This is a genomic window from Vibrio sp. SCSIO 43135, from assembly GCF_023716665.1.
In the GTDB taxonomy this organism is placed as follows: Bacteria; Pseudomonadota; Gammaproteobacteria; order Enterobacterales; family Vibrionaceae; genus Vibrio; species Vibrio paucivorans.
The window spans coordinates 100,511-125,171 of sequence record NZ_CP071860.1 but is presented as its reverse complement, the minus strand read 5'-3'; the positions used below and the strand labels follow the sequence as shown (position 1 = coordinate 125,171).

19 protein-coding genes are annotated in these 24,661 nt (G+C 45.3%); 11 read left to right on the top strand and 8 right to left on the bottom strand.

The window, feature by feature from the left end; all coding sequences use genetic code 11:
- Nucleotides 1–56: 56 nt before the first annotated feature.
- Nucleotides 57–896: a helix-turn-helix domain-containing protein gene (locus J4N42_RS14965; protein WP_252033008.1), complete on the bottom strand. Its 840-nt coding sequence runs from the start codon at nucleotides 894–896 to the stop codon at nucleotides 57–59.
- Nucleotides 897–1,329: 433 nt separating this feature from the next.
- On the opposite strand from J4N42_RS14965, the gene J4N42_RS14960 reads away from it, so the two are divergent.
- The 3 genes from J4N42_RS14960 to J4N42_RS14950 all read left to right on the top strand — a co-directional run bounded on the left by J4N42_RS14960 (nucleotide 1,330) and on the right by J4N42_RS14950 (nucleotide 5,479).
- Nucleotides 1,330–2,433 carry a PEGA domain-containing protein gene (locus tag J4N42_RS14960; protein WP_252033007.1) on the top strand — a complete coding sequence of 368 codons (1,104 nt, stop codon included), beginning with the start codon at nucleotides 1,330–1,332 and terminating at the stop codon, nucleotides 2,431–2,433.
- A gap of 169 nt (nucleotides 2,434–2,602) precedes the next feature.
- The gene (locus tag J4N42_RS14955; RefSeq protein ID WP_252033006.1) at nucleotides 2,603–4,426 is read left to right on the top strand and encodes an SUMF1/EgtB/PvdO family nonheme iron enzyme; all 1,824 of its coding nucleotides are present in this window, start codon (nucleotides 2,603–2,605) and stop codon (nucleotides 4,424–4,426) included.
- A gap of 321 nt (nucleotides 4,427–4,747) precedes the next feature.
- Nucleotides 4,748–5,479: a helix-turn-helix transcriptional regulator gene (locus tag J4N42_RS14950; protein WP_252033004.1), complete on the top strand. Its 732-nt coding sequence runs from the start codon at nucleotides 4,748–4,750 to the stop codon at nucleotides 5,477–5,479.
- A 22-nt stretch (nucleotides 5,480–5,501) separates the two neighbouring features.
- Here the strand turns inward: J4N42_RS14950 and pdxH are convergent, their stop codons facing one another.
- Nucleotides 5,502–6,137: a pyridoxamine 5'-phosphate oxidase gene (gene pdxH, locus J4N42_RS14945; RefSeq protein WP_252033002.1), complete on the bottom strand. Its 636-nt coding sequence runs from the start codon at nucleotides 6,135–6,137 to the stop codon at nucleotides 5,502–5,504.
- Between the two features lie 231 nt (nucleotides 6,138–6,368).
- Here pdxH and J4N42_RS14940 point away from each other — a divergent pair, with 231 nt between their 5' ends.
- From J4N42_RS14940 to J4N42_RS14925, 4 genes are read left to right on the top strand one after another with little or no spacing between them, the layout of a single operon-like run.
- Nucleotides 6,369–7,760 carry an HlyD family type I secretion periplasmic adaptor subunit gene (locus J4N42_RS14940; protein WP_252033000.1) on the top strand — a complete coding sequence of 464 codons (1,392 nt, stop codon included), beginning with the start codon at nucleotides 6,369–6,371 and terminating at the stop codon, nucleotides 7,758–7,760.
- Nucleotides 7,761–7,820: 60 nt separating this feature from the next.
- A complete protein-coding gene (locus tag J4N42_RS14935; protein ID WP_252032998.1) occupies nucleotides 7,821–8,486 on the top strand; it encodes a transglutaminase-like cysteine peptidase in 666 nt (221 codons plus the stop codon).
- A 5-nt stretch (nucleotides 8,487–8,491) separates the two neighbouring features.
- Nucleotides 8,492–10,402, top strand: a complete 1,911-nt coding sequence (locus J4N42_RS14930; RefSeq protein ID WP_252032997.1) for a bifunctional diguanylate cyclase/phosphodiesterase — start codon at nucleotides 8,492–8,494, stop codon at nucleotides 10,400–10,402.
- Between the two features lie 20 nt (nucleotides 10,403–10,422).
- Nucleotides 10,423–12,537 (top strand): type I secretion system permease/ATPase, encoded by a 2,115-nt coding sequence (locus J4N42_RS14925; protein ID WP_252032995.1) that lies wholly within the window; start codon nucleotides 10,423–10,425, stop codon nucleotides 12,535–12,537.
- A gap of 87 nt (nucleotides 12,538–12,624) precedes the next feature.
- Here J4N42_RS14925 and J4N42_RS14920 read toward each other — a convergent pair whose 3' ends face one another.
- From J4N42_RS14920 to J4N42_RS14905, 4 genes are all read right to left on the bottom strand, one after another.
- Complete coding sequence (locus J4N42_RS14920) at nucleotides 12,625–13,455, bottom strand: hypothetical protein (protein ID WP_252032993.1); 831 nt, start codon at nucleotides 13,453–13,455, stop codon at nucleotides 12,625–12,627.
- Nucleotides 13,455–14,324 carry an ABC transporter ATP-binding protein gene (locus J4N42_RS14915; RefSeq protein ID WP_252032992.1) on the bottom strand — a complete coding sequence of 290 codons (870 nt, stop codon included), beginning with the start codon at nucleotides 14,322–14,324 and terminating at the stop codon, nucleotides 13,455–13,457. The genes J4N42_RS14920 and J4N42_RS14915 overlap by 1 nt, the downstream gene beginning before the upstream one ends.
- On the bottom strand, nucleotides 14,321–14,692 hold the full coding sequence (locus J4N42_RS14910; protein WP_252032990.1) for a GntR family transcriptional regulator: 372 nt from the start codon (nucleotides 14,690–14,692) through the stop codon (nucleotides 14,321–14,323). Before J4N42_RS14910 ends, J4N42_RS14915 begins: the two co-directional genes overlap by 4 nt.
- 140 nt (nucleotides 14,693–14,832) lie before the next feature.
- Nucleotides 14,833–17,376 carry a glycosyl hydrolase family 18 protein gene (locus tag J4N42_RS14905; RefSeq protein ID WP_252032988.1) on the bottom strand — a complete coding sequence of 848 codons (2,544 nt, stop codon included), beginning with the start codon at nucleotides 17,374–17,376 and terminating at the stop codon, nucleotides 14,833–14,835.
- A gap of 429 nt (nucleotides 17,377–17,805) precedes the next feature.
- Here J4N42_RS14905 and J4N42_RS14900 point away from each other — a divergent pair, with 429 nt between their 5' ends.
- The 3 genes from J4N42_RS14900 (at nucleotide 17,806) to J4N42_RS14890 (ending at nucleotide 20,925) form a co-directional block, all read left to right on the top strand.
- On the top strand, nucleotides 17,806–19,353 hold the full coding sequence (locus J4N42_RS14900) for a methyl-accepting chemotaxis protein (protein WP_503035228.1): 1,548 nt from the start codon (nucleotides 17,806–17,808) through the stop codon (nucleotides 19,351–19,353).
- Nucleotides 19,354–19,374: 21 nt separating this feature from the next.
- Nucleotides 19,375–20,103 carry a transporter substrate-binding domain-containing protein gene (locus J4N42_RS14895; protein ID WP_252032984.1) on the top strand — a complete coding sequence of 243 codons (729 nt, stop codon included), beginning with the start codon at nucleotides 19,375–19,377 and terminating at the stop codon, nucleotides 20,101–20,103.
- 165 nt (nucleotides 20,104–20,268) lie between these two features.
- Complete coding sequence (locus J4N42_RS14890) at nucleotides 20,269–20,925, top strand: DUF2057 family protein (RefSeq protein ID WP_252032983.1); 657 nt, start codon at nucleotides 20,269–20,271, stop codon at nucleotides 20,923–20,925.
- Nucleotides 20,926–20,972: 47 nt separating this feature from the next.
- Here the strand turns inward: J4N42_RS14890 and J4N42_RS14885 are convergent, their stop codons facing one another.
- Complete coding sequence (locus J4N42_RS14885) at nucleotides 20,973–22,262, bottom strand: HD-GYP domain-containing protein (RefSeq protein WP_252032982.1); 1,290 nt, start codon at nucleotides 22,260–22,262, stop codon at nucleotides 20,973–20,975.
- Between the two features lie 237 nt (nucleotides 22,263–22,499).
- On the opposite strand from J4N42_RS14885, the gene J4N42_RS14880 reads away from it, so the two are divergent.
- Nucleotides 22,500–23,030 carry a GNAT family N-acetyltransferase gene (locus tag J4N42_RS14880; protein WP_252032981.1) on the top strand — a complete coding sequence of 177 codons (531 nt, stop codon included), beginning with the start codon at nucleotides 22,500–22,502 and terminating at the stop codon, nucleotides 23,028–23,030.
- A gap of 55 nt (nucleotides 23,031–23,085) precedes the next feature.
- On the opposite strand, the gene J4N42_RS14875 is transcribed toward J4N42_RS14880, so the two are convergent.
- Complete coding sequence (locus tag J4N42_RS14875) at nucleotides 23,086–24,474, bottom strand: SLC13 family permease (RefSeq protein ID WP_252032980.1); 1,389 nt, start codon at nucleotides 24,472–24,474, stop codon at nucleotides 23,086–23,088.
- Nucleotides 24,475–24,661: the final 187 nt, after the last annotated feature.

Genomic DNA, 24,661 nt, shown 5'->3' with positions numbered 1-24,661 from the left:
GTATAAGACAAGGTCATAATTAAAAAAGATAGGGAATATAGGTAATAGCCAGTCAGCTAGCGCTTTGTCGGTGTTTGACAGTGCAGTTTTTTGTATTGGGAAGGAGAAACGCCCTGTAGACGTGTAAAGGAATGGGTAAACGTACTTTGACCAGAAAAACCTGTAAGTTCAGCCACTTGGCCTAAAGATAAGTGGCCTTGCTCAATTAAAACTTTGGCCATATCAATACGCTTACCGAGCACGTACTGATGAGGTGTTATCTTCATCTGCTCTTTGAACAGCATATGGAACTGGCTTTCACCGAGGAAAACACTCCCCGCTAACTGAGCAACCGTAATCTTGCGTCCTAGGTGCTGCTCGATATATCGGTCGATCGCTTCCAGATCAAATCGAGAGTCCCTTTTAGCGGTTTCAAAAGCCGAAATATGGCGTTGTAATAAGGCAACCACTGTATCATTACAAGCACGGCTAAGTAACAAGTCGTTCGGATTTGCTTGCATTTCACTGACCAACATCTGGATGAGTTTTTGAATTTGGTTATCCAGCTGAAAATAAGTATCAGAACGAGATAAATCGTTGATGCGTTGCAACATTAGTGGGTCGTCACCGCTTGGCAAAGGCATATTCAGAACCAAGATATCCGATTGGCTCATTAAACTACCAAACGCATGGTCTGAACCAGAAGTCACCACGCAACCTTGGCCTGGGCCGACCAAATTGCCCATACCACCGACTTCAAACTCCGCCTGGCCTTTTAGCCCAATCACTACTTGCGTGTATTGGTGATCATGGCAATCCATATGCGAAGGCAAAGTGACAATTTCGGCCGGGGCAGGCGACAAAACTTTGGCTTTTTCGCAATTTTCAGCAATGGATAACGGCGTTTTTGGTTTCATTGAGTCAATTCAGTGGAGTGATTCCATCTAATGGTATAACAAAATTATCAGCAACGACACTGCCTTTAATAGCGCTCCATTGATACAAAACTACGCTCATAGTCGCTCGAATTTCGAGATGAAATTTTGTACAGGCCACACTCTGGAACAATGATCAAGTGCACATTAATTACGGTTAATGTCTGTTCAATCTAGAGAGATGCTGGCTCAATCAAATTCTAGGCTTGCATATTTTATTATTACGACCAAAATGGAACGTGCACATAAAGTAAATAGGATAACTCCGCCGTCTATCGGATTGTTATTGAAATGTTTTTTGTGCCAACAGGAATAGAAATTGCATTATGAGACAGCTTATTAATAAAGCCGTCAAAAGTTTGTCTTTTCCACATTTTGAAATGTGGAACACTACGTTAATTTGTTGCAGGGACCTATGATAACACGTCGCATCCCAGCGCTATTGCTCGCGCTAAGCCCTTTTTGGGTATCTGCATCGGTATATGCGGAAGAAGCTAACCAGGTAGACCCGGTTACCGCCATCGATGAAAAGCTAAGTACAAAACAGGCCGAACTGGACTCTATTTCTTCAGATTTTGATGCCGAAAGCAGTAAGCTTCAACAACTCAAGAATGAGAACGCTCGTATTACAAGAGATGGGCAAGACCTCAATGCTAAACGCAACCGTGCTAAATCCGCTTTAGATAAACAGTATGCACGCCTGCTAGACGACCCAGATACCGATTTGGTTTCATTTCAAAAGAAATACCAAGAGTCATGGGCGGCTGTTAAAGACAATCAAGCTCAAAAGCTAGAAAACGAGCAAGCCATTACTGAAAATGAAATGCGCTTATCTCAAATCAAGCAAAAACAAGCGCGTCTGAATACAGAATACTCAAACCTAGAAGAGCGCCGCGTTGAAGCACGAGTAAAACGCTTGGAATCAGAACTGCGCGAAAGCAATGTTCTAGAAACAAGCTATAAAACAACGTGTTCGACTACTATGACCCTAGGTGAATGTGCAAGCCAAGGTGCTCACCTTACCAAGCAGAAAGCTGTAAAAACGTTCCGCTCTAACTTACTAGATAGCTTAACTGAGTCAGTGGTAGCTAAGCGTAACTTAAAAGGTGTTGAGCTGAATATTCATATCCAAGATAGCCAAATGATTCGCAGCGGCTTCGAGGGCAACAATGAGTACTTCACTCAAATGCAAGCTCAGCTTCAGGCTAAACCAGAAGCCATTGCGGCATGTAAACTGTTAAACGTGTCTTCTCGCTACTGTCTTAAAGCAGAATCAGCTTCTTCATCGAAAAAGAATGATAAGAAGTGGGCTAACGTGACGGTACGTTCAGATCAATACAACGATTCTGTTACCATCAATGGCATTACTTACGGTGCAACTCCTGTAGAAGTGGTTTTGCCAAATGGCCGCCATCAAGTTACGGTATCGAAATCGGGCTTCGAAACATACAATCGAGTTATTACTGTAAATGGTAACGACACTGTTTGGGTCAAACTAAGACCAAACAAAGACAGCTAGTTCAGATTAGAATCTGTACAGAAATCGACGAAAATTTTGTCAGGTTTCACAAAGATTCAGTAAAAACGCCATTTTGTCATCAAGTTATCGCAAGATAGTTTCTGACAAAATGGCGTTTTCGTTTAGAATGGCCTAATTAACTAAATTTATTTATTGAAGTAGAAAGACAATGCGACAAGGTTTACCCGCTCTCTTACTTGCTCTATCACCTTGCTTGGTAGCAACGTCCGCAATGGCTGAAGGAACGCCTTCTTCAGTGATGGCCATCGATGACGCTTTGTTCACTAAGCGCTCGGAGCTTTCCCAAGCTCAAAAAGATAGAGACAGTCAAAAGCAGCTTGTTGAAGGTCAGCAAAGCCAGCTTACTCAGCTCGATAAGCAAGCCGAAAAGCTGACTGCCCAATTAAACAAAGCTAAAGCAAACCTTGAGCGCGATTATCAGCGTATGATCGACGACCCTGAGCTCGATCTCACTTCAACCCAAAACACCTATCAACGAGCTTGGGCAGACGTAAAGCAAAACCAAGTTGCTCGACTTGAAGCTGAACAAACGCTACAAGAATTAAGCGCAGAGCTAGACCAAAAACAATTGGCCGTTGATGCCATCGAAGAACATATCGCGAAGCTCGATACTGATAAACTACGTGCACGTGCAGAGCGCTTAAAGGGCGAACTACGTGAGAGTGGTACTCAAAAAGTCAGTTTCACTAACGTATGTAGTAACAGCATGACACTTGCTCAGTGTGCTAAACAAACTGAAGATCTGGCGTTGCAAAAAGCCGTTAATCAATTCCAAGCTCTGCTTATCGATGACACTAGTGAATCAAAACTGGTTAAACAGAATCTAAACAAAGTTTCTCTCAACATTCATGTACTGCGCCATAAAAACATTGAATCTGGTTTCTACGACGGTAAGCGCTTTAAATCAGTCATGGATGTTGAGCTGGATGCACGCCCAGCAGAAGTTACAGCTTGTACCTTGCTTGACCTCAACTCCAAATACTGTTTTGCGCCAGGCGAATACAATGCAGACCAAACTCCGCAAAAAGAGACGGCATGGGTTAACTTAACCGTTCGTTCTAATCAGTATAACGACAAAGTCTTGGTAGATGGCGTCAACTACGGCAGCTCACCAGTTGAGATCATGCTACCGGTTGGCCCACACATGATTACCGTTAAGAAAGAAGGCTACAGCTCTTTCCACCAAGAACTTAAGATCAGTTCTGACCATACCTTACGTGCAGTATTACGAGAAAATGAAAATAAACTCGTTGCTGGTTACAAGTTCGCAGATACCATGCCTAGCGGTGGCAAAGCGCCAGGGTTAGTGACCTTAATCGCTGGAGAGTATTTGATTGGGGAGAACGCCTCGCACCAAGTCGACCTTGATCATGCTTTCGCAATCGGTGTCACTCCAGTAACAGTTCAGCAATTTGAGCATTTTGTGAATGTGACCAATTACCAGACCGATGCCGAACTTAAACATATCTGTACAGCGGTAAATAATTCAGAAGTAACGCCTGTTCCAGACAGTTACTGGAGAGATCCTGGCTTTAAACAATCCGCTAATTCACCGGCTGTCTGCATCAGCAGAAGCGATGCTAACGCCTACACGCGTTGGTTGAGTAAGCAAACTGGATTTAGCTACCGACTTCCGACAGAAGATGAGTGGGAAATCGCAGCTCGCTCAGGAAGCCAAGACAAGTACTGGTGGGGTGATAAATTTATCCCAGGTGAAGCCAATACGGGTTGGGGCGGTACACCATGGTCTAACAACAGCACATCTCCGGTAACAGCCTTTGCTCCTAACCGCATGGGCATCTACGATATGGTCGGTAACGTTTGGGAATGGACGAATGACTCACGTGGTGTGACTAAAGGTGGTGCATGGAGCTTCTCTCCAGCAATGGCAGCCGCGCATCAGCGCTTATTCATGGCTCCTTCTGCAGCTTCCAACTATGTCGGTTTCCGTGTCGTAAGAGACCTCGACTAACATCTTGAAAAAGGGGGGAAATCCCCCCTTTCTTATCTTTAATAATCTCATTAAATTAGTCTATGAACCCTAGTCACTAACTACGGGTTGGCACCATGGTGCCTCTCTGATTTAGCAACTGACTGCTAAATACGTAGAACCTCTTCTACACGTCAACAAGAATAGTCTTGTTTCGCCAGCCTTATTCCGGCTGGCATTTTTTTAGCTATAAGGAAATACCCGACAATAGCATCGGGAAGACACATAAACTTATTCATAATCAATGCTATATGGCCACATTTAGCAGTATAATTTGTGTGTTCTATTCAGGAGCAACATTTAGTGTCTACAACTGTCACCCCCGACCAACTGTCACTTTTCCAACAATTACCAGGTTATTGGGGCTGTAAGGATCTTAACTCCGTTTTTGTTTACGCCAACCAAGCTTACGCTGACCTCATTGGTGTAGAGAAACCATCTGATTGTATTGGAAGAACGGATTTTGAAATGCCAAGCGCAACTCGGCACTGTGCGGCCGATTTCCAAGCTCAAGACAAGTATGTGATGGAAACAAGGCAATCAATCAAAGTATTGGATATTCACCCATATCCAGACGGCAGTTGGCATGCCCACATTTTTACTAAGTCACCTTGGCTAGACGAGCACGGCGAGATAAAAGGCACCATCTTTTACGGTCAAGAGCTCACCAATACCGCCGTATTAGAAATAGGCCATTGGATTTGCCGCGCGACAGGGTTAGAAGGGGATCACAGTGAGCCAATGACCCACAATAGTCCAAAAGAGTCCTTAATAGAGCCACTAACGGCTCGAGAAGCGGAAGTGTTGTTCCTATTACTATATGGAAAAAAACCGAAGCACATTGCTCGAGTCATGAACATCTCGATAAAAACCTTTGAGAGCTATGTTGTCAGGCTGCGAGGGAAGTTTTCTGCTCACAGTAAAGAGCAGCTTATAGATCGAGCATTGGATTTGGGCTACGGCTCAGCTATCCCTAAAACCATGCTTAAAACACAGCTTTCAGTGGTGCTTACCAATGAATACGCCGCTGATTAGCGGCGTAATAGTTTGATTCTTTTTACGGGGCAAGCCTATCGATGTCCCACAGACCATCATGATTTGAAAACAAGAACCTATCATGCAGTCGGTGTTCACCACCTTGCCAGAATTCTATACTTTCAGGTCGAATTCTAAAGCCCCCCCAGAACGTCGGGACTGGTACCTCCCCCTGTTCAAACTGCTTCTTCAACTCAAGAAACTTGCCTTCGAGGATACCACGAGCAGAAATGCGACTACTCTGACGGCTCGCTATTGCAGCAATTTGGCTCTCTTTTGGCCTAGATGCAAAGTACTTAACGTTCTCGACAGTCGACAACTTCTCCGCCACTCCCGTGATATGTACCTGACGCTCTAACGGATGCCATGGGAAATGTAAGCTCACCTTGCTATTCACCGCGATTTGCTGTGCTTTGCGGCTACCAAGGTTGGTGTAAAACACAAACCCTTTGTCATCAACATTTTTGAGCAACACAATTCGCTGAAAAGGTTGGCCTGTTTCGTCTACCGTTGCCACCGTCATCGCGGTTGGATCAGTAAGCCCAGCATCAATGGCTTGTTGCAGCCACAAATTGAATTGATCGACTGGATTCGCTTTAAGATCTTTTCGTCTTAACCCATCGCGCGCATACTCTCGGCGAATATCTGAAAGCTCCATTTCTACTCCTCGTGGATTTTTTCACGATTGTGCGCCCTTCCCCTTTCAAACTCAAGTCACAAAGCAAAAAATGGTTCTGTGTAACAAGTCTAAACTTAATGCTGGGGAGGTATTAGTTACTCAGCTATCATCTATAGTAGATATACAACATACCCCACGGTTATCAACTCCTTAACATTTGCTGTAAGTAGTTATAAAATCAAGAGAATACCCAGACGGAAAGGATCATCTATGAGCAAAAGTGGATACGATAAACTCTCGCCAAATGAGCTTGACTATGTCGACGACAAAACCGCTGCCTTACTGCTCAATACACCAAGTAGCGCTCGCATCATGCTGTGGGTCATGGTGCTGTTTTTTGCTATTGCCATCGCTTGGGCGTCTTGGGCTGAAATAGACAAAGTCACCGTCGGCCAAGGTAAGGTTGTCCCTTCCTCGCAAATCCAAGTCGTTCAGAATCTTGAAGGTGGGTTAGTCAAACAGATCTTGGTTCGTGAAGGCGAAACCGTCCAGAAAGGCCAACAACTGCTTCTAATCGATGATACGCGCTTTCGTTCCGACTTTCGTGAACGTGAACAACAAGTGGCAAACTTGACTGCGAGTGTGCTTCAGCTGTCGGCGTCTATGACCAGTGTGGTTGTTAACGAAGACTTCACTGAGAAAGATTGGAAGAAAAGCGTCATGCTCGACTATGGCAAGCTTGCCTTCCCACCCGCTTTTGAAGAAAAGCAGCCGAAGCTCGCTGCAAGACAAAAAGCTGAATATCGCCAAGATTTAAATAATTTACGTAACCAGATTTCCGTTATCGATCAGCAGGTGAACCAAAAGCAACAAGATTTGGTTGAAATCCAAGCTAGGGTGAAAAACTTACGTCAAAGCTACAATTTCGCCAAGAAAGAGCTAGAAATCACTAAACCACTTGCCGATGAAGGGGTTGTACCAAGAATTGAATTGCTAAAGCTCCAACGTCAGGTTAACGATACTCGACGCGAAATGACGTCAAGTGAACTAAAAATCCCAGTTCTCCGTTCTGCTATTAAAGAAGCGATGTTAAGCCGAATAGATGCCGCTCAGAAGTTTCGCTCTGAGCAGCAAGAAAAGCTCAACCAAGCTCAAGATAAACTGTCTGCGATTACAGAATCCGCAGTCGGCTTAGAAGATAGAGTAAATCGAACTGTAGTTGTATCTCCAGTAACAGGAACCGTCAAAACACTGTATGTAAATACTGTGGGTGGTGTCATTCAACCTGGTATGGATATCGTGGAAATCGTGCCGACAGAAGATACATTATTGGTGGAAGCGCAGATTGCGCCTCAGGACATCGCCTTCTTGCGCCCAGATCTCCCTGCGATCGTAAAGTTCAGCGCCTATGACTTCACCAAATACGGTGGACTAGAAGGCGAGCTGGAACATATCAGCGCCGATACAACTAAAGATGAAGAAGGCAACAGCTACTACTTAGTGAGAGTTCGTACCGAACAAACCAGTTTAGGCCAAGGAGAAACTTTACCTATTATTCCTGGTATGACGGCTTCAGTCGACATCATTACTGGTAAACGAACCGTAATGAATTATCTGCTCAAGCCAATTTTAAGTGCTCAACAAAACGCTCTAAAAGAGTAATTCTAAGCTCATGGAACGAGATGTATTGATGAACAGAACACTGGCAAACTGCAATAGCCTATGAAGAAATACTGGCTAGCGGTACTTTTAATACTGTTTACATCACCCACTTCCGTCGCTCTTAATACTAAGGAGCAACAATGGGTCGATGCGGTGACTCGTACCTATGGAGCCCGTGCCGGAAAGCGCGTCGAAACATGGCGAAAAGAGATTTCACGTTATCACGGTTTATCGGAGCAAGAACAGCTGACCGAAGTAAATCGTTTCTTCAATCAGCTCTATTTCGTCAACGATATCGACCTTTGGGGTAAGAAAGACTACTGGGCAACCCCACTCGAGTTTCTTGGCAGTAATGCCGGCGATTGTGAAGACTTTACTATCGCCAAATATTTTTCTTTGATTGAGCTGGGTGTATCCGACAAAAAGCTACGCCTTGTGTACGTCAAAGCAATCGAACTGAATCAATTTCACATGGTACTCGCTTACTACTCTACACCAAGCGCAGAACCGGTAATCTTAGACAATATCAACCCTCAAATTAAGCCCGCTTCAACGCGTCGCGATCTACTACCGATATACAGTTTCAACGGTAAAAACCTTTGGCTAATGAAATCCAATAACGGACAACTTGCGGGCAAGTCGTCTCGTTTAAGCCTTTGGAATGATCTTCGCGCAAGAGAGCGCTCCCTTAATTTGAACAAACCAATTGTAAGTTACGATGAGTAGGCCATATGACATTATATAAACAGCTTGTCGCGGGAATGATTGCGGTATTTTTGATGCTGATGATCTCAGTATCCATTATCGAATTTAACACCACCCGGACGAACCTAGAGCGACAGCAGCGCTCCGAGGTCAACAATACCATCAATACGGTGGGCCTCGCCCTAGCACCGTATTTGGAGAACAAAGACAGTGTTGCGGTAGAGTCCGTCATCAATGCATTGTTTGATGGTAGTAGCTATTCCATCGTACGCCTGATCTTTCTCGATACCGGAGAAGAGATTCTACGTTCCTACCCAATTCAACCTAACGGCGTACCAAAATGGTTTACCGACCTGAACCTATTTGAACGCATCCACGACCGCAGAGTTGTCACCAGTGGCTGGATGCAGTTAGCAGAAGTTGAGATCGTTAGCCACCCTGGGGACGCCTACGCCCAGCTGTGGAAAGCGTTCGAGCGTTTAGTGCTAGCTTTCTGCTTAATTTTCACTATTGGTTTGATTTCCATTGCATTCATCCTCAAGCGCGCACTGCGTCCACTTCAGCTTATCGTCACTAAAATGGAGCAAGTTGCGAAAAACCAGTTTGGTGAGCCACTGCCTCGCCCAGCGACCAAAGACTTAATTTACGTAGTAGATGGCATCAACAGTATGTCTGAACAAGTGGAGAAAGCCTTCAAAGCGCAAGCAAAAGAAGCGCAGCAACTGCGTGAGCGTGCCTACATCGACCCAGTTTCTCAGTTGGGCAACCGCGCATACTACATGAGCCAACTTAACGCTTGGCTGTCTGAGAATTCATTCGGTGGTGTGGCAATTTTGGAAGCTGGTTTCATCAAAGAGCTATACGACGATAAAGGCTACGAAGCAGGTGATGGCATGGTTCGTGAGCTTGCCGATCACCTTAAAGTATCGATTAATTCTCCAGACGTCACTATTGCGCGTATCTCTACCGAAGAGTTCGGTTTCATCTTCCCGAATATGGATGACAGTGAACTGAAAATCACGGCTGACAGTATCGTCAACTATGTGCAAGACATAAACGCCGACCCAACAGGAACGGCTGCATCTGACCTTTCTTTAGGTGTCGTTCACAACCGTGAGTCTAAATCGTCGACTGAAGTATTAACCATGCTAGATAACGCGCTGGCCAATGCTAAATCTAACCTAGATATCAATTACGGTTACGTTTCGAGCGAAACCAGCCAAAACATCATGGGTAAACAGCAGTGGAAAGCCTTGGTTGAAGAAGCAATTCACAATGACTGGTTCAGCTTCCGTTTCCAATCTGCGAACAACAGTTGGGGGCAAACTTATCACCAAGAAGTGTTCTCAGCGATCGAGAAAGACGGCGAACGCTTCAGCGCAAACCAATACTTATTTGCGCTGGAACAGCTCAATGCCAGCCACATCTTCGACGAATATGTAATTAAAGCCATTGTAGAGAAACTAGAGAGAAACGAATTCTCGGCACCTGTCGCCATTAATGTTTCTCAGAGCAGCATTGCCCAACCGAGCTTCATACGCTGGGTAGCGCAGATTCTGACGAAGCATTCAGCCATTGCTGATATGCTTCACTTTGAGATCCCAGAAAACTGCTTTATCAACTCACCGCACCATACTGCGCTGTTCTGTAGTGCAATACGCAATGCTGGTGCTGATTTCGGCGTCGACAATTACGGACGAAACTTCCAGTCATTGGACTACATTAATGAATTTAGACCTGCGTACGTGAAATTGGATTACTTATTCACACACCATTTGGACGACGAAAAGCAGAAGTTCACGCTGACTTCGATTTCCCGTACTGCGCATAACTTGGGAATCAAGACGATTGCCTCAAGGGTGGAAACTCAGACTCAGTTAGATTTCTTGTCTGAACACTTTATTGAAGCCTTCCAAGGCTTTATCGTAGATAAATAAAAAAGAATAGGTCTAACTGAATGCAAGATCCGCTATTAAATTCGCTGATATACGTGAGTCGCTATTACGGCTTAGCGAATTCACCTGAAGCGCTGATTAATGGGTTGCCGCTGTCAGATGGCAAGCTCACACCTTTCTTGTTTCCCAGAGCCGCAGAACGCGCAGGGTTAGTCGCCAAAGAAAACCGCTCGAAGCTGACTGAAATCCCAGATCTCATTCTCCCAGTCGTGTTGGTTTTAAAAGGTGGGGAAGCGTGCGTTCTCAATAGTTTTAACAAAGACAAACAAGAAGTCGAAATTGTTACCGGCGAATCTGGGCTAGTTCCGGTTTCCATGCCATTAGATGAATTGGAAGAGCGCTATATAGGCCGCTACTTCCTAGTTAAAAAACAATTTCGCTATGATGAACGTTCTCCTGAAGTCCTAAAAACACGCGACGGTCACTGGTTCTGGAGCACCATCTGGCAATCGAAAAAGATCTATCGAGATGTGTTTATTGCCTCGATTTTGATTAACCTATTCGCTATCGCCGCTCCGATGTTCACGCGCTTGGTGTACGACAAAGTGGTACCAAACCTAGCGTTTGAAACCCTTTGGGTTCTCGCCAGTGGTATCTTTGTTATTTTCCTATTCGATCTGGGACTAAAGCTACTACGAAGCTTTTTCATCGACGTGGCGGGGAAGAAATCCGACATCCTTATCTCTTCTAAATTATTTAGTAAAGTGATGGGAATTCGAATGGAATCCAAGCCACCTTCAGTTGGTGCGTTTGCACGCCACCTTCAGGAGTTCGAATCGATTCGTGAGTTCTTCACTTCCGCGACAATTTCTTCGTTGATCGATTTACCTTTCGCTTTGCTGTTCCTGCTACTGATTTGGTTAATGGCAGGTAATTTGGTGCTGGTCCCAATTGTCGGTGTACTCATTCTGATCATTTACTCTGCATTGATTCAAGGACCGCTAAGGCGAACCATAGAAGAAGGCTCCCGATTGGCGTCTCAAAAATATGCCAACCTAATTGAAAGCTTAGCTGGGCTTGAAACCGTGAAGCTGTTCGGTGCGCAAAGTCAGTTCCAGTACCGCTGGGAAGAAGCGGTCGCTCACATGGCTAACTGGAATATTAAGAGTCGACGCATTACTGATGGAATCCAAAACACGGCAGGGTTTGTCCAACAAGCCTGTAACGTCGGTATGATTATCCTAGGGGTTTATTTAATCGCCGAGGGTGAGCTTACTATGGGTGGGTTAATCGCAGCCACCATGTTAAGCGGCCGTGCGATTGGGCCTATGGTTCAACTGTCTTTACTATCCACCCGTTACAATCAGGCCAAATCTTCTCTGACCATCATTGAGCAAGTGATGAGCATGCCCGATGAGCAAGAAGAAGGAAAACGCTACATTCACCGCCCAATTGTCCAAGGTAAGATTGAACTGGATAAAGTCACTTTCCACTACCCAGACTCTCCTATCGCCTCGGTACGCGATCTCAGCTTAACCATTAACCCAGGTGAGAAAGTCGCAGTCATAGGTCGAATAGGTTCCGGTAAAACGACTCTCGAGCGCCTGATTATGGGGCTATACAAGCCAACTGAAGGGCATGTTCGTATCGATGACACCGATATTGATCAGTTGCACCACATCGACATTAGGCGCAACATCGGTTGTGTCCCACAAGACAGTAACCTGTTCTATGGTTCGATACGCGATAACATTACTTTGGGCCGTCCACTCGCAGACGACCGCGATGTCATGGATGCAGCCAACCGAGCCGGTGTTACGGTATTCACCCAGCAAGACCCAGCTGGTTTGGAGCGTCAAGTCGGTGAAGGCGGGCTACTCCTCTCAGGGGGACAACGCCAAGCGGTTGCAATCGCTCGTGCATTACTAGGTCGCCCGCCTGTATTACTAATGGATGAGCCAACCAGTGCAATGGATAATCGTTCAGAGATGCACATCAAACATCAGCTAGGACAGCTTGCTCCAAGTGAAACGTTAATTCTGATCACTCACAAAACGTCGATGCTTGATATCGTTGATAGGATCATCGTTATGGAGAAGGGCTGCATCATTGCCGATGGCCCGAAAGCCCAAGTTCTCACGGACCTAAAACAGGGTAAAGTGAGGGCGGTGAACTAACTCGATGGTTTGCCTTCTTACCAATCAAAAATGGCCAGCTAAGCTGGCCATTTTTATATAGGAACAACGGGTGAACCGATATTGCAGTTACTCAACTGTTCGGCTAAACCTCAAACTCACGAACAAGCCTGCTCCTCCAATAAGCATATAGACCAGCAAAGGAGCAACTCCCATATCACTAAATGTACTCAACGGGTTTGGACTCGCAAGAACTTTAAACGGTAGCGACACAATCAACTGCATGAAGTCGCTCACCACATAAATACCCAATACGCCGACAGACATCCATTTGATCGCATACCACCCTAGCACCATCACTAAAATCGGTGATTTCACTTTCTGAGAAACCGCCATTGCAATAGTAGCGAAAGGAAACAGCGCTACGCCCACCAACAACATACGAACGATAAACTCCATCCAATGGAGCAGTACATAGCTCAGAGACTGTTGCTTAAATAGCAGAGCCAGTTGATTTTCAGAAGCGATATTGAGTAGCCACAAAAAGAAGTCTGCGGATACAACCAATACCGAAGTGATTAGTGGAATCATCGCTAAACCAAAGGCTAACTTAACTCCATGGGTCGTGAGATCCGATACGGGCATACTACGCCAAAACATCGAACTGCCTTCCATTCGCTCTTTTCGCAGAGTTTTCGGAAAGTATAGGCTCGACAGCAGTATCGAAATAAATCCAGTACCACCCAAAATTAAAGCGTTAAGGTCATCTCCGAACTCAAGGTGTACATCACTGACATCACCGCTAAACTCCATTTGAAAAAATAAATTATGCTGTAAGTTACTGTTCATTAGCAGGCTAACAAATAGCACCACGCCACATAGCAAAATAAACAGCGGTACTCGAATGACCAGTTTATGCTCCAACCACTCTTTCTCTAACATATGGATACTTGGATGCATTAAGCGCCCTCCTTCTGTAAAGCCAGAAAGAGATCCGCTAGCTTTACACTGTAAATAGATTGAACGTCTTCCAATGCTGTGGCTTTATCAGCTCTAAGTAGCCACCTAGTTGTCCCTAGCCCTCTTTCAGACGACAGGGGTTCCAACGCAGCCATCGTTTCTGGCTCACTCTCGCTGGTCTCTACGATCACGTAGTCCTCGGCAATACGTTCCATCGAGGTTTGCATAACGGCTCGACCATTTTTGAGAATCAGTACATCGGTTAATAGGTGCTCTATTTCTGATACTTCATGACTCGCGATGATAAGCGCACGCTCTCCGTCGTGAAACCATTCAAGCAAGTGTCGATAAAACGTATCGCGATATACGAGATCAAGACCAAGAGTTGGCTCATCAAGAATCAGCACCTTAGTATCGGTTGAAATGACGATCGCTAAATGCAGCTGCACTTTCATCCCTTTTGACAGTGCGCCGATCTTGCTATGCAGCTGGATATTAGTGTTGGCCAGCACTGCTTCGGCTTTGTTACGGTCAAAGCTTGGGTGCACTCCATTGGTATACTTCAATATTTGCTTAACCGTCATCCACTCTGGCAATACGTTGACGTCTGAAATATACGAAAGATGGGCCATAACTTGTGCTCGATGAGCAATAGGCTCCAAACCGACAACCTCAATGCTTCCTTGATACGAGTGTGCACCTAATAAGCTCTTAATTAGAGTAGATTTCCCCGCTCCATTGTGGCCAAGTAATCCGAGTACTTGCCCGGCTTTCAACTCAAAACTAATGTCCTGTATTGCTTCACCTTGTTCTGCTCGGCGGCCAGAGTACTGCTTTGACACTTGGTTCGCGGCTATTAGTACACTCATTTCTCACCCTTCATCTGTGTCGTCAATTGTTCTAGAAACTCTTCTAGAGATATATCCAGCTGCTGCATTGAATTTGCAATCATGGGGATCTGCTGATCCATGAAAGCCTTACGTCGACTGGCTTTCAAAGTAGCCAATGCACCTTTTGCTACAAACATGCCCTGCCCCCGCTTCTTTTCGATAGCCCCTTCATCAACCAATAGCTGATACCCCTTCATCACGGTTAAGTGATTAATCTTTAAGTCTGCAGCGACGGCTCGTACCGATGGGAGTGCTTGTTCTTCAAGCCAAACACCTCGCAAAATTTGCTCCGTCAGCCTCTCGGCTAACTGGCGAAAAATCGGTACGCTATCATTCCAATCTGTCATTCCACCATACCTGTTTCCGACAACCAGTGTTATACATAAGTATAACACTATACATAATTTTCTATTTTGCAAGATCAAAAAAGCTCTGCCGTATGGCAGAGCTTTCACTTATGTTGCGTATAAATTAATTGAGTTGCGGATTAGTTTGTCGCGCAATCCGCAACACCTACTTCTTTCCATACACCCCATTGGCCTGTTGTCGTTGGATCTTCACCAGTAGTCCACCATTTAGCTTCCCAAACCTTACCAGCCCAAGAAACTTGTTGACCACCAGTGTACACAGCACCTGCATCCCATAAGTTGTCACACGTACCACCGCCTGTTGAGGTTTTCGCTACAACTACAGCTGCTGAAGCTGAAGCTGTCGCTTGGCCATCACTCACAGTCACCGTAAAGTTAAGCGTGGTATCTTGAGTGTATTCAGCGGCAACGAAGCTAACTGAAGAACCTTGTACTGTTGCTTCCAGCCCTGCAGGAATAGCCCAAGAATAAGTTAAGGCATCGCCATCAGCATCTGCCGAAGCTGACGCATCGACTACCACAACATCACCGGCACTTACGTTAGCCGGAGCTGATACTGATGCTACTGGCGGGGTGTTCACCGGTGGAAGATCTTTTGGATTGACCGTCACTACCACAGTGTCAGTAGCTGACGCACCTTCATTGTCCGTAACCGTTAATGAGAAAGTCAGCGTTTCTACTTGAGCGACCTCAGCAACATCAAAGCTCGCTTGCGCTGAGTTAGCCCCAGATAACGTCACTGCAGTACCTGCGGTTTGCGCCCAAACATAGCTAGCAATTGTACCGTCAGTATCTTTAGACGCGCTGCCATCAAGCACAACAGATGCAGGGCCTGTTACCGTTTGGTCTGCACCAGCAGCCGCGACTGGCTTCTGGTTAACCGGCTCAATTGGACCACCAGATAAGCTTTCATGCATCGCGTTAAGGATATCGCCGTTATCTGCATCAATTTCCCATGAGAACAAACCAGCTAAGCCTAATGAACGTACATATTCACCTTTAGCCTGTACCGAGTACTTGTCATCAAATGTGATCAATTCACCTGTAGTACGATTCCAAACCCATGGGGCTTTCGCTTGGTCATCGAAACCATATTCGAATCCGTTAATACCAGTATGAGCATCTCCTAACATGTAAGACTTAATGCCTTTGTAGTCGATAACACCGTCTTCCCATACACCCTGTGCCGTACTGCCTTTCAGTTTTCCAGTACCCGTACCTGTCATCGGATCATTTGGATCAGTCAGCGTATCTGGTGTTACACCTTCCCAGCCTCGGCCATACATGGCGGCACCTACAACGAGCTTATTCGCTGGAACGCCTTGAGCAAGCAGTAATTGAATACCGTTGTCAGTCGTGTACGCTGGCCCTTTATATTGCTCGCCATTTTCATCCAAACCAGAACCATCACACTGACCAGGGCGCATAAAGGTGCCACAGTAAAGTGCAGCTTGGTGGCCAGGGACGTTGTTCCAACCGCCATAGAAGTCATACGTCATCGCGAAGATGTAATCCATGTATTGGATTGCTTCACCGTAATTTACGTCTTCAATCTTATCATGACCAACGCCGATTGCTGATGTTAGCTCGTAAGTGCGACCTGTCTCAGCCTCCAGTTCATCTAGCATTGCACGCAGCTCTGCCATTAGAGCAATATAAGCTGGGCCATCATTTACTGTGTCACCGCGATCGGCTGCCGCACCACCGCCACCAGGATATTCCCAATCAATGTCAACACCGTCGTAGAACTTCCACGTTTTTAGGAATTTCTTAACCGATGCGACAAAGGTGTCACGGTTTGCTTTATCGACAAAATCGAAAAATGGGTCAGATAGAGTCCAACCACCAACTGAAGGGAGGATTTTCAGGTCTGGATTGCGCTGCTTAAGTGCCATTAGCATCGCGTAGTTACCCTTGATTGGCGTGCTGTATTCATGACCAGCTTGGTTGAAACTCTTCTGGAAAGCCGCCCAAGGGTCGTGGATTACTACTTCGTAGTCATTTACACCCTGACACGCTGTTTGCAGAGCATTAAAACTGTTACCACCAACAGATTTCACTGATTCATTCGGACCACAAATTGGGATGAAGCCATAAAGGATATGGGTCAAATTATCAGCTGGAATATTGTCGACGGTATACTCACGACCATAGATGCCCCACTCGACAAAATATGTACCCACTACCGTGTTTGGATCGGTATTGTAGGTTTTGTTGTTCGGGTCAATGTTCATCGCCAATGGCGCTAAGTGTGAACCATCGGTATCAGCAATCGTTACTTCTACAGGTGCGCTTTTGCTACACCCTGTTGCATCACACGCTTCGATTTCCATTTGGTACAAGCCACCTTGGCCGTACTGGAAAGTTGCGCTCGTTTGTCCACCTGAAATAGGGCCAGTTGCGACTTCAACACCATCAAAATAGATTTTGTAGGTATCGCCAGTTGTGCCACTCCACTGATTAAACTTGATTGTGATGTCGGCTAAGTCGTTATATTTAACCATCTGGTTATAACCAGATGTTGTTTCCATGGCTAACTCAATTTTCGAAAATTGAAGGTTGTTAGACCCATATACATCAACGCTTGGAGCCGTTGGTGCGGCCTTCGCAACGCCAGATAATGCCATTGCAATACTAGCGGCGCACAAAGTAATACGATTCATATTAAATTCTCTCATTCCTTGAACGTGTCACTCGCTTCAACCATTACCATCACAACATACAGCGGAAATACAACGCGGTTGTCCGAGTGTCTGCTCTCCGGTCCAATACCGAAGAACATCACCATCAGTATTTGAGAAACTTTTTTTTTAATAAAAAAAAATAAAACCGTTTTCGAGTGATGACTAAAAAAACATCACGTGTTATCAATTTGTTTCATAGCAAAGGTTACACTGAGTCAAGATTTTATAAATCTTAAAAATGAGAGTGGAAAAAGCTAGTTATGTGCATTAGCAGCAATTATTACACCTCTCATCTATTAACAACCCCATAACACGCCAGCTATACCACCAGCTCAAATAGGGATTTAGATCACACTTATGTGAATCGTTGTCTATTATTTAGTCAATAAGACTTTTGATTGATGCCAAATGGATTGCTACGGAGAGCATATTTTGAAAAGTGTAAAATTGATCTTCCTTATCCAAGTCATCGCTGCAGTGACAGTGGTGTTACTCATATCCGCGTTTTTGAAATACGACAACTTTAAACACAACCTCTATACCGAGCTTGACGTTAATGTGCATAACACCAGTCAAAGGCTAAGTGTCAGCCTACCTCGCGCTATTTGGGACTTTGACTTAGCAACCGCGCAACTAGCGATTTCTGCCGAACTTAAATCACCAGAAATTTCTGCCGTTCAAGTGCTCGACAACCAAGGTGCGAATCTTCTGTTTTTGGCTGAAAAAGAGGGAGAAATAGTAGAGGTCAACAGCAACGAGGCTTACCCAAACGAAGACATAGTAAGTGAATCTTTAGTGTTTATTGAGTATGAAGAAGAAAATGCCGTCGGCTCAGTCAACGTATATTTCGATACCCATGCACTCGATACCAAACTAGCTGATTCACTCACCCATAACATCTTAGAGCTCATCATCCTCGATGTAATCATTTCCGTTACCATAGTAGCAGCGCTGAGTATTACCGTGCTTCGCCCCATTCAAGAGCTCACTGAACGCATTCAAAGCCTGTCTTCCGGTGACGGCGATCTATCCAACAAAATCAAACCCGCCAAGCATGCTGAATTTGATGCCATTACCAAGGGAGTCAATAACTTTACAGAATCACTGCGAGTCATAGTTCAAGACGTCAGCCAAGCCTCTGTTCAATTAGAAGATAAAGCCAACGCAAACGGTGCAACCGCGCAAAGTAATGCTCAAAAACTTGAAACTCAAAAACACCAACTGACTACGGTGGCTGCAGCCGCTACTCAATTGAATCACTCAGTCGCTACCGTTGCCGATACCGCTTCCGATACAGCATGTCAGGCTAACCATGCGACTGATCTCGCCAATAGCGTCAATACGACCATAGAAAACTCCGCGCAGGAGATCATTAACATGCGCGAAGAAATGAATCATGTGAACGCTGAGATGCACATCTTGATTGAAGAAGGTGAGAAAATCACCACCGTATTGAATGTCATTAACGATATTTCAGAACAAACCAACCTGCTTGCACTCAATGCTGCCATTGAGGCAGCTCGGGCAGGAGAGCAGGGCCGAGGCTTCGCCGTAGTTGCAGACGAAGTTCGTAACCTTGCGGTAAAAACCAGCGAATCAACCGAGCAAATCCAAAAGAACATTACTGCGTTAGATAATGCTACCAAATCCGTAGAAGACGAATTAACGCGCATTGCTACCATGCTTGAAAGCACCGCTTCTAGGGTTGGCGAATCACAGCATTCTGTAACCGAAGTACAGCAATTAATCACCCATATTTCAGAGCGCAGTGGACAAATATCTCAAGCAACCGAAGAGCAACGAATGGCCGTGGAAGAGATCAGCCAAGCCATTGTGGAAGCCTCTGAGGCCACCACCGACGTTTCTGCCGGCGCAAGCCAAAACTCTCAACGCACACAGGAAGTGCTGGAACTCAGCCAGAGCATCGCGAAACACATGACTAAATTCCGCACATAAACACCACAAAGGGGACACACTATGAGACTGCTCATAACACTGTTTATCGCGGCCCTATTATCTTTCACAAGTCAGGCCGCCACCATAACCGCAGCGCAAGACCCATGGCCGCCTTTTGTCCAAAAGGACAAAAGTAATCCGGGTATTTCCGTGGAAATAGTCACCGCCGCTTTTGCCTCACAAGGGCATGACGTGAATTTTAAAATCATGCCTTGGACGCGAGCACTTAACGAAGTAAAAGAAGGTAGGATCGATGTGTTAGTGGCCACTTGGTTTACCCAAGAACGTACTTCTTATCTAAATTACAGCGACAGTTATCTCGAAAACTCACTGAAGTTCATCAAAAAAGCAGGCGATGGGTTTGAGTATTCTGGGTTAGATAGCCTATCGGGCAAATCTGTCGGTATCATTCGAAACTACGGTTATGGCGATGAGTTTTTGGGTGCGACTAACTTCAATAAACCCGAAGCAAATGACTTGATTTCCAATGTTAAAAAATTGAAGGCGGGCCGTATCGACCTCACACTTGAAGACGAAGTGGTAGCGAAAGCAACCATTTCTGGAGCTGGCATGAACGTGTCCGATTTTTCATTTACCAGCAGCGCACTCTCGGTCAATCCAATCCATGTCACTTCTGGCCTTGCTAACAGCAAAAACGCTGAGATCATCGATGCATTCAATAAAGGATTAGCCGCTATTAAAGCAGACGGCACCTTCGACAAGATACTCATGAAGTACGGCATCAAATAAGCCCCGGCTCAAACTACAGCCCTTGAGACATGTCTTAAGGGCTTTTTCATGCAATTGTGACAGCTAGGTGAACTTTCAAACTTCTCACATTCAAACATTGCAATTCAACGCATAGCGAGGCAATCTCTGAGAGCAAATTGAATCGAAGCATTTGGAATAATACCAATGAATATAATCAAGCCTTTATCATTAGCGCTTGCTATTACTGCAAGTGGTTTTGCTGCCGCTGACGTTACTATCCAAGTCCCTAACAACGTTGACCTACTGGTTGTTAATGGCGAGAAGCCAGAGATTTCGGGAGGCTTTTTCTCATCAGAGAAGACCGTTACGCTGCCTGACGGCGAAAACCAAATTGTATTCCGCTACACCCCGTACTTCGACAGAAGTGACGAGCGAGTTACAGTAGAAAGTGATGCAATCATCACCAAGTTCAACACCGCAGACAAAGAGTTGTCGTTCAGCTTGCCGAAATATCGCAATGAACGTGAAGCGAAGAAAGACATTGACCAATTCCAGTGGAATCTAGTTGATGCCAATGGTCAATCGATTGAAACGGCGGATGACAAACTGCTTAAAGAAGGCATGCAAATTGGCCGAGACTTCCGTCGTGAAACTGAAGACTACAACAAAACACAAGGCGTAGCAGCCGTTGGTGTTGCTGCAGTCGCTGTACAGCCAGTAACACTTCCAGCGAAGATCGACCAAAATGCTCAAACAGCAGTGAAAGGCGACAGCACAGCTGAAGAAATGCTGCATTTTTGGTACAGCAAAGCGGACGCAGATACCAAAGCGCGCTTCAAGCAATACGTAAACGCACAGTAATTTGTGGAAAGAAGGTGCCATTACGCACCTTTTCGTAGAGTCAAAGCCTAGCGAACTTCGCTAGGCTTTTCTTTTTGCGCGCACTCTTTGCCTACAGACAGCTCGTAGCAGGTGCGCGCATGATCTTTCACGCACTGGAACACTACGGCATCCAATTCATTGTCCATTACTTGCTGAGCAAGAATATTGAGCGCTGTATCCAAAGGCATTCCCTCTCGATACGGCCGAGACTGAGTGAGTGCTTGAAATACATCCGCGACCGCAACAATACGGCTAGGTTGATCCAACTCTTTTGCAGTCTTACCTTTTGGGTACCCTGAACCATCTAAACGCTCATGATGATTAGAGGCCCACTCAATCACATCCTGCGATTTAAGCATCGACTGCAACGCAAAACGCGTATCGGTCGCATGACGCTTGATGCAGTTATATTCCTGTTCCGTCAAATCGCCTGGCTTATGTAACACGTGATCAGGTGTTTTAAGCTTGCCAAAATCATGCACTAAGCCTGCAAGGTAGAGCTTTTTCTGCGTGCGGTTTGAATAGCCAAGCTGTTTGCCAATATACCGTGTAAGAAGGGCAACTTTTGATGAGTGCTGAAAGGTAAAAGTGCTTTTCGCATCAACGATCTTGGCAATAAACTCCGCCAATTCAATGGTTTCGTCTAGCCCTAGGTTTGTACCATAGAAAGGCACAGGTTCAAGTTGGCGAGACAGTGCCTCGATGTACTCACAGTTCATCGAAAACCAAAAGTCATCGTTATCGACTAACTCGCACATGTGTTGAACCATATTGGTTTCAAACAACTCACCCGCATTAGATGTAAGTTGATCGATAATGCTCTGCTTGCCTGCTCGGCATAGGTTGCCATACTGATCCGGCTGAGACACGGAGTACAAGTAGTCGACCCGATCTGAAATGAAAATCAGCGCGGCAAGCAACTTATCGCTGTCGCTAATAGTCGAATTCAACTCCAGCTTAGCCCATGGAGTATGGTGATACAGCGTCGGCAGTGAGAGCGCGGCAAGAGGTTCGCACTCCGACAACAGTTGAAAACCTCGCTCGCAATGCGCATGAAAGCATTCTGAATGCATTTCCGTAAGCAGCATTGAGAGTTCACTGGCTTGTGATACGCCGCAGTCATGAACTAACCCAAGCGCAAACCCAAGTTGTGCTTGTTCTTCACTCCAGCCCATTTTTTTCGCACAGCAGTAGGCGATATAGCCCACCCTATGCCCATGATGTAGCTCATCGACACCGACGGCATCTAATGCCTTGGAGATGCCCAAAAGCACGCAACGTAAGTCAACGCTTACTTCGTCACGATTACTAACCATCCCAACCAACCTAAATAATTATTTTTGTATTTTATTTTGAGCTTAAAAGACTAATACAAGGGGTTAGCCTAATCCCACAGTTTTTGTAAGATTAAAGTCAGGATCGTGATTGGAATAACGTACCGCAGTAATTTCGTGCCACAAATAAAACATTTAACGGAACAATTAGTTATAGCGAGTGCTTACAACCTTTGGTAGCGTAGAGATATCTGAGTGGTTTCATAATTAGGGGAGACAATGTTTACTCAAATCATCGATGAAGAATTAACACTTGCCTTAGTGCAAGAATCTTTCGCGGCCACTTATGTCGATATAGTCGCCCCTCAACTTGACTACTTATCGGAATGGTTAGCTTGGCCCCCTTACTGTCATTCGGAGCAAGATTTTCGCTTATTTATCCAAAAATCGCTGCATGATTATGCCGAAGGGAAATCAATGACTTGCGCTATTATTTATCAGGGCAGCATTGTGGGGAACTGCAGTTTCAATAACATTGACCACTCCCTAAAGAGAGCTGAGATTGGTTATTGGCTTTCTCAACAATACCAAGGGTTTGGCATCATGACCCGTGTAGTAACCAAATTGATCGATATCGCTTTCAATGAACTGGATATTGAAAAGGTCCAATTATCGGCAGCTAAAGACAACATCGCCAGCCGAGCCGTCGCAGAACGCGCAGGAATGCAGTTAGAAGGCATCATCACCAATAGCGAGAAAATTGGTGATCGCATACTCAGTCACGCGATTTATGGCCTTCATCGAAGCTAAGCCTAATACAAAAAAGCGGGACGTTAGTCCCGCTTTGCACAATAGCTTGTCAGCCTTAAGCCCAGAACATCATAGCAAATGTTGTAAGCGCGCCAATACAAGCAATATTCAGCAAGATCCCGACACGCATCATCTCTTGCTGCTTAATATGACCTGAGCCAAACACAATCGCGTTAGGCGGCGTGGCGACTGGCAACATAAACGCACAAGATGCAGCAACGGCAATCAAGACTGATAACACCACTGGCGACATCCCAAAGGCTTCTGCGACAGAGGCAAATACCGGAATCAGCAAAGCCGCGCTTGCGGTATTACTTGCAAACTCGGTAAGGAACACAACAAACGCTGCAATCACCAAAATGATAAAGAAAATACCAAAGTGTGAAATCAACGCACTCAGTTCATTTGCAAGGAAAACACTCGTCCCCGTCGCTTTGAGCACATTACTCAAGCAGATACCACCACCGAATAGAAGTAGTACTCCCCAATCCGCGGTCTTCTCTACATCTTTCCAGTGCACAACTCGAGCAAAGTTCACTAACACTATCGCGCCTAAAGCAACAATCGTATCGAACTTAGCATAACCACCAAGCATGGCATTAATCGGCTTACTAAAAATCCAACAAAAAACCGTCAGTGCAAAAATGGCCAGCGTGACTACCTTACCTTTATCCCACTCAATTGGGTCGTGGTTTAACTCGAACTTACCTCGTAAGTCCGGCTTAAGCGCAAGGTAGAGAACCAAAATAGAAATAGGCAGCAATACTGCAGCCGTTGGCAAGCCATAAGCCATCCACTCAGTGAAAGTTAAGCCGACTTCAGCCGCTGCAATCGCGTTTGGCGGGCTTCCTACTACCGTCGCAATGCCTCCGATACTGGCACTGTAAGCGATTCCAAGCAGTACAAATACATACGTTTTATGGCCACTTTCAGAGTTCACTTTACTTAGAACCCCTAAAACTAGCGGTAACATCATGGCAGCTGTTGCAGTATTACTGATCCACATCGACAGTGCTGCGGTAACACCAAATAACATGAACACCGCAACACTCATACGTCCTTGAGCAATGATCAGCACCTTATCGGCAATCACTTTATCTAGACCTTGTCGGTGCATAGCTGCAGCAAGCGCAAAGCCACCCAAAAACAAAAAGATGATGGAGTTAGCGAAGTTATTGAGCGCAGTTTGGGTATCAAACACGCCAAATAATACTGCGATAATCGGCACTAATACGGCTGTGACGGTAACGTGCAGCGCTTCCGTTAACCATAAAATAGCAATAAACGTCAGCATGCTAATCCCGAGTACTACATCGGGATCGAACGGGAGGGTGTTGTACAGAACGTAAAACAGCACCGCATCCAACAGGATGATGATGCTGTTTTTGTTAAAGAACCATTCTCGGGTATTGGACGGTAAAGGGACACTATCATTTCTATTCATTATTATTCTTCCTTATGGAGGCCATAGTGGCTTAGTGATGATCACATATACTCAACAAGGTTGATAATAATCTTTATGAAACTGTTAACCTTATCAAAAGAAAGGTTAATGACGTTAACGCAATGATAGTTATAGGAATAATAGGGTGAATAAATAGTTGATATTGTTATTCACCCTAGCTATATCG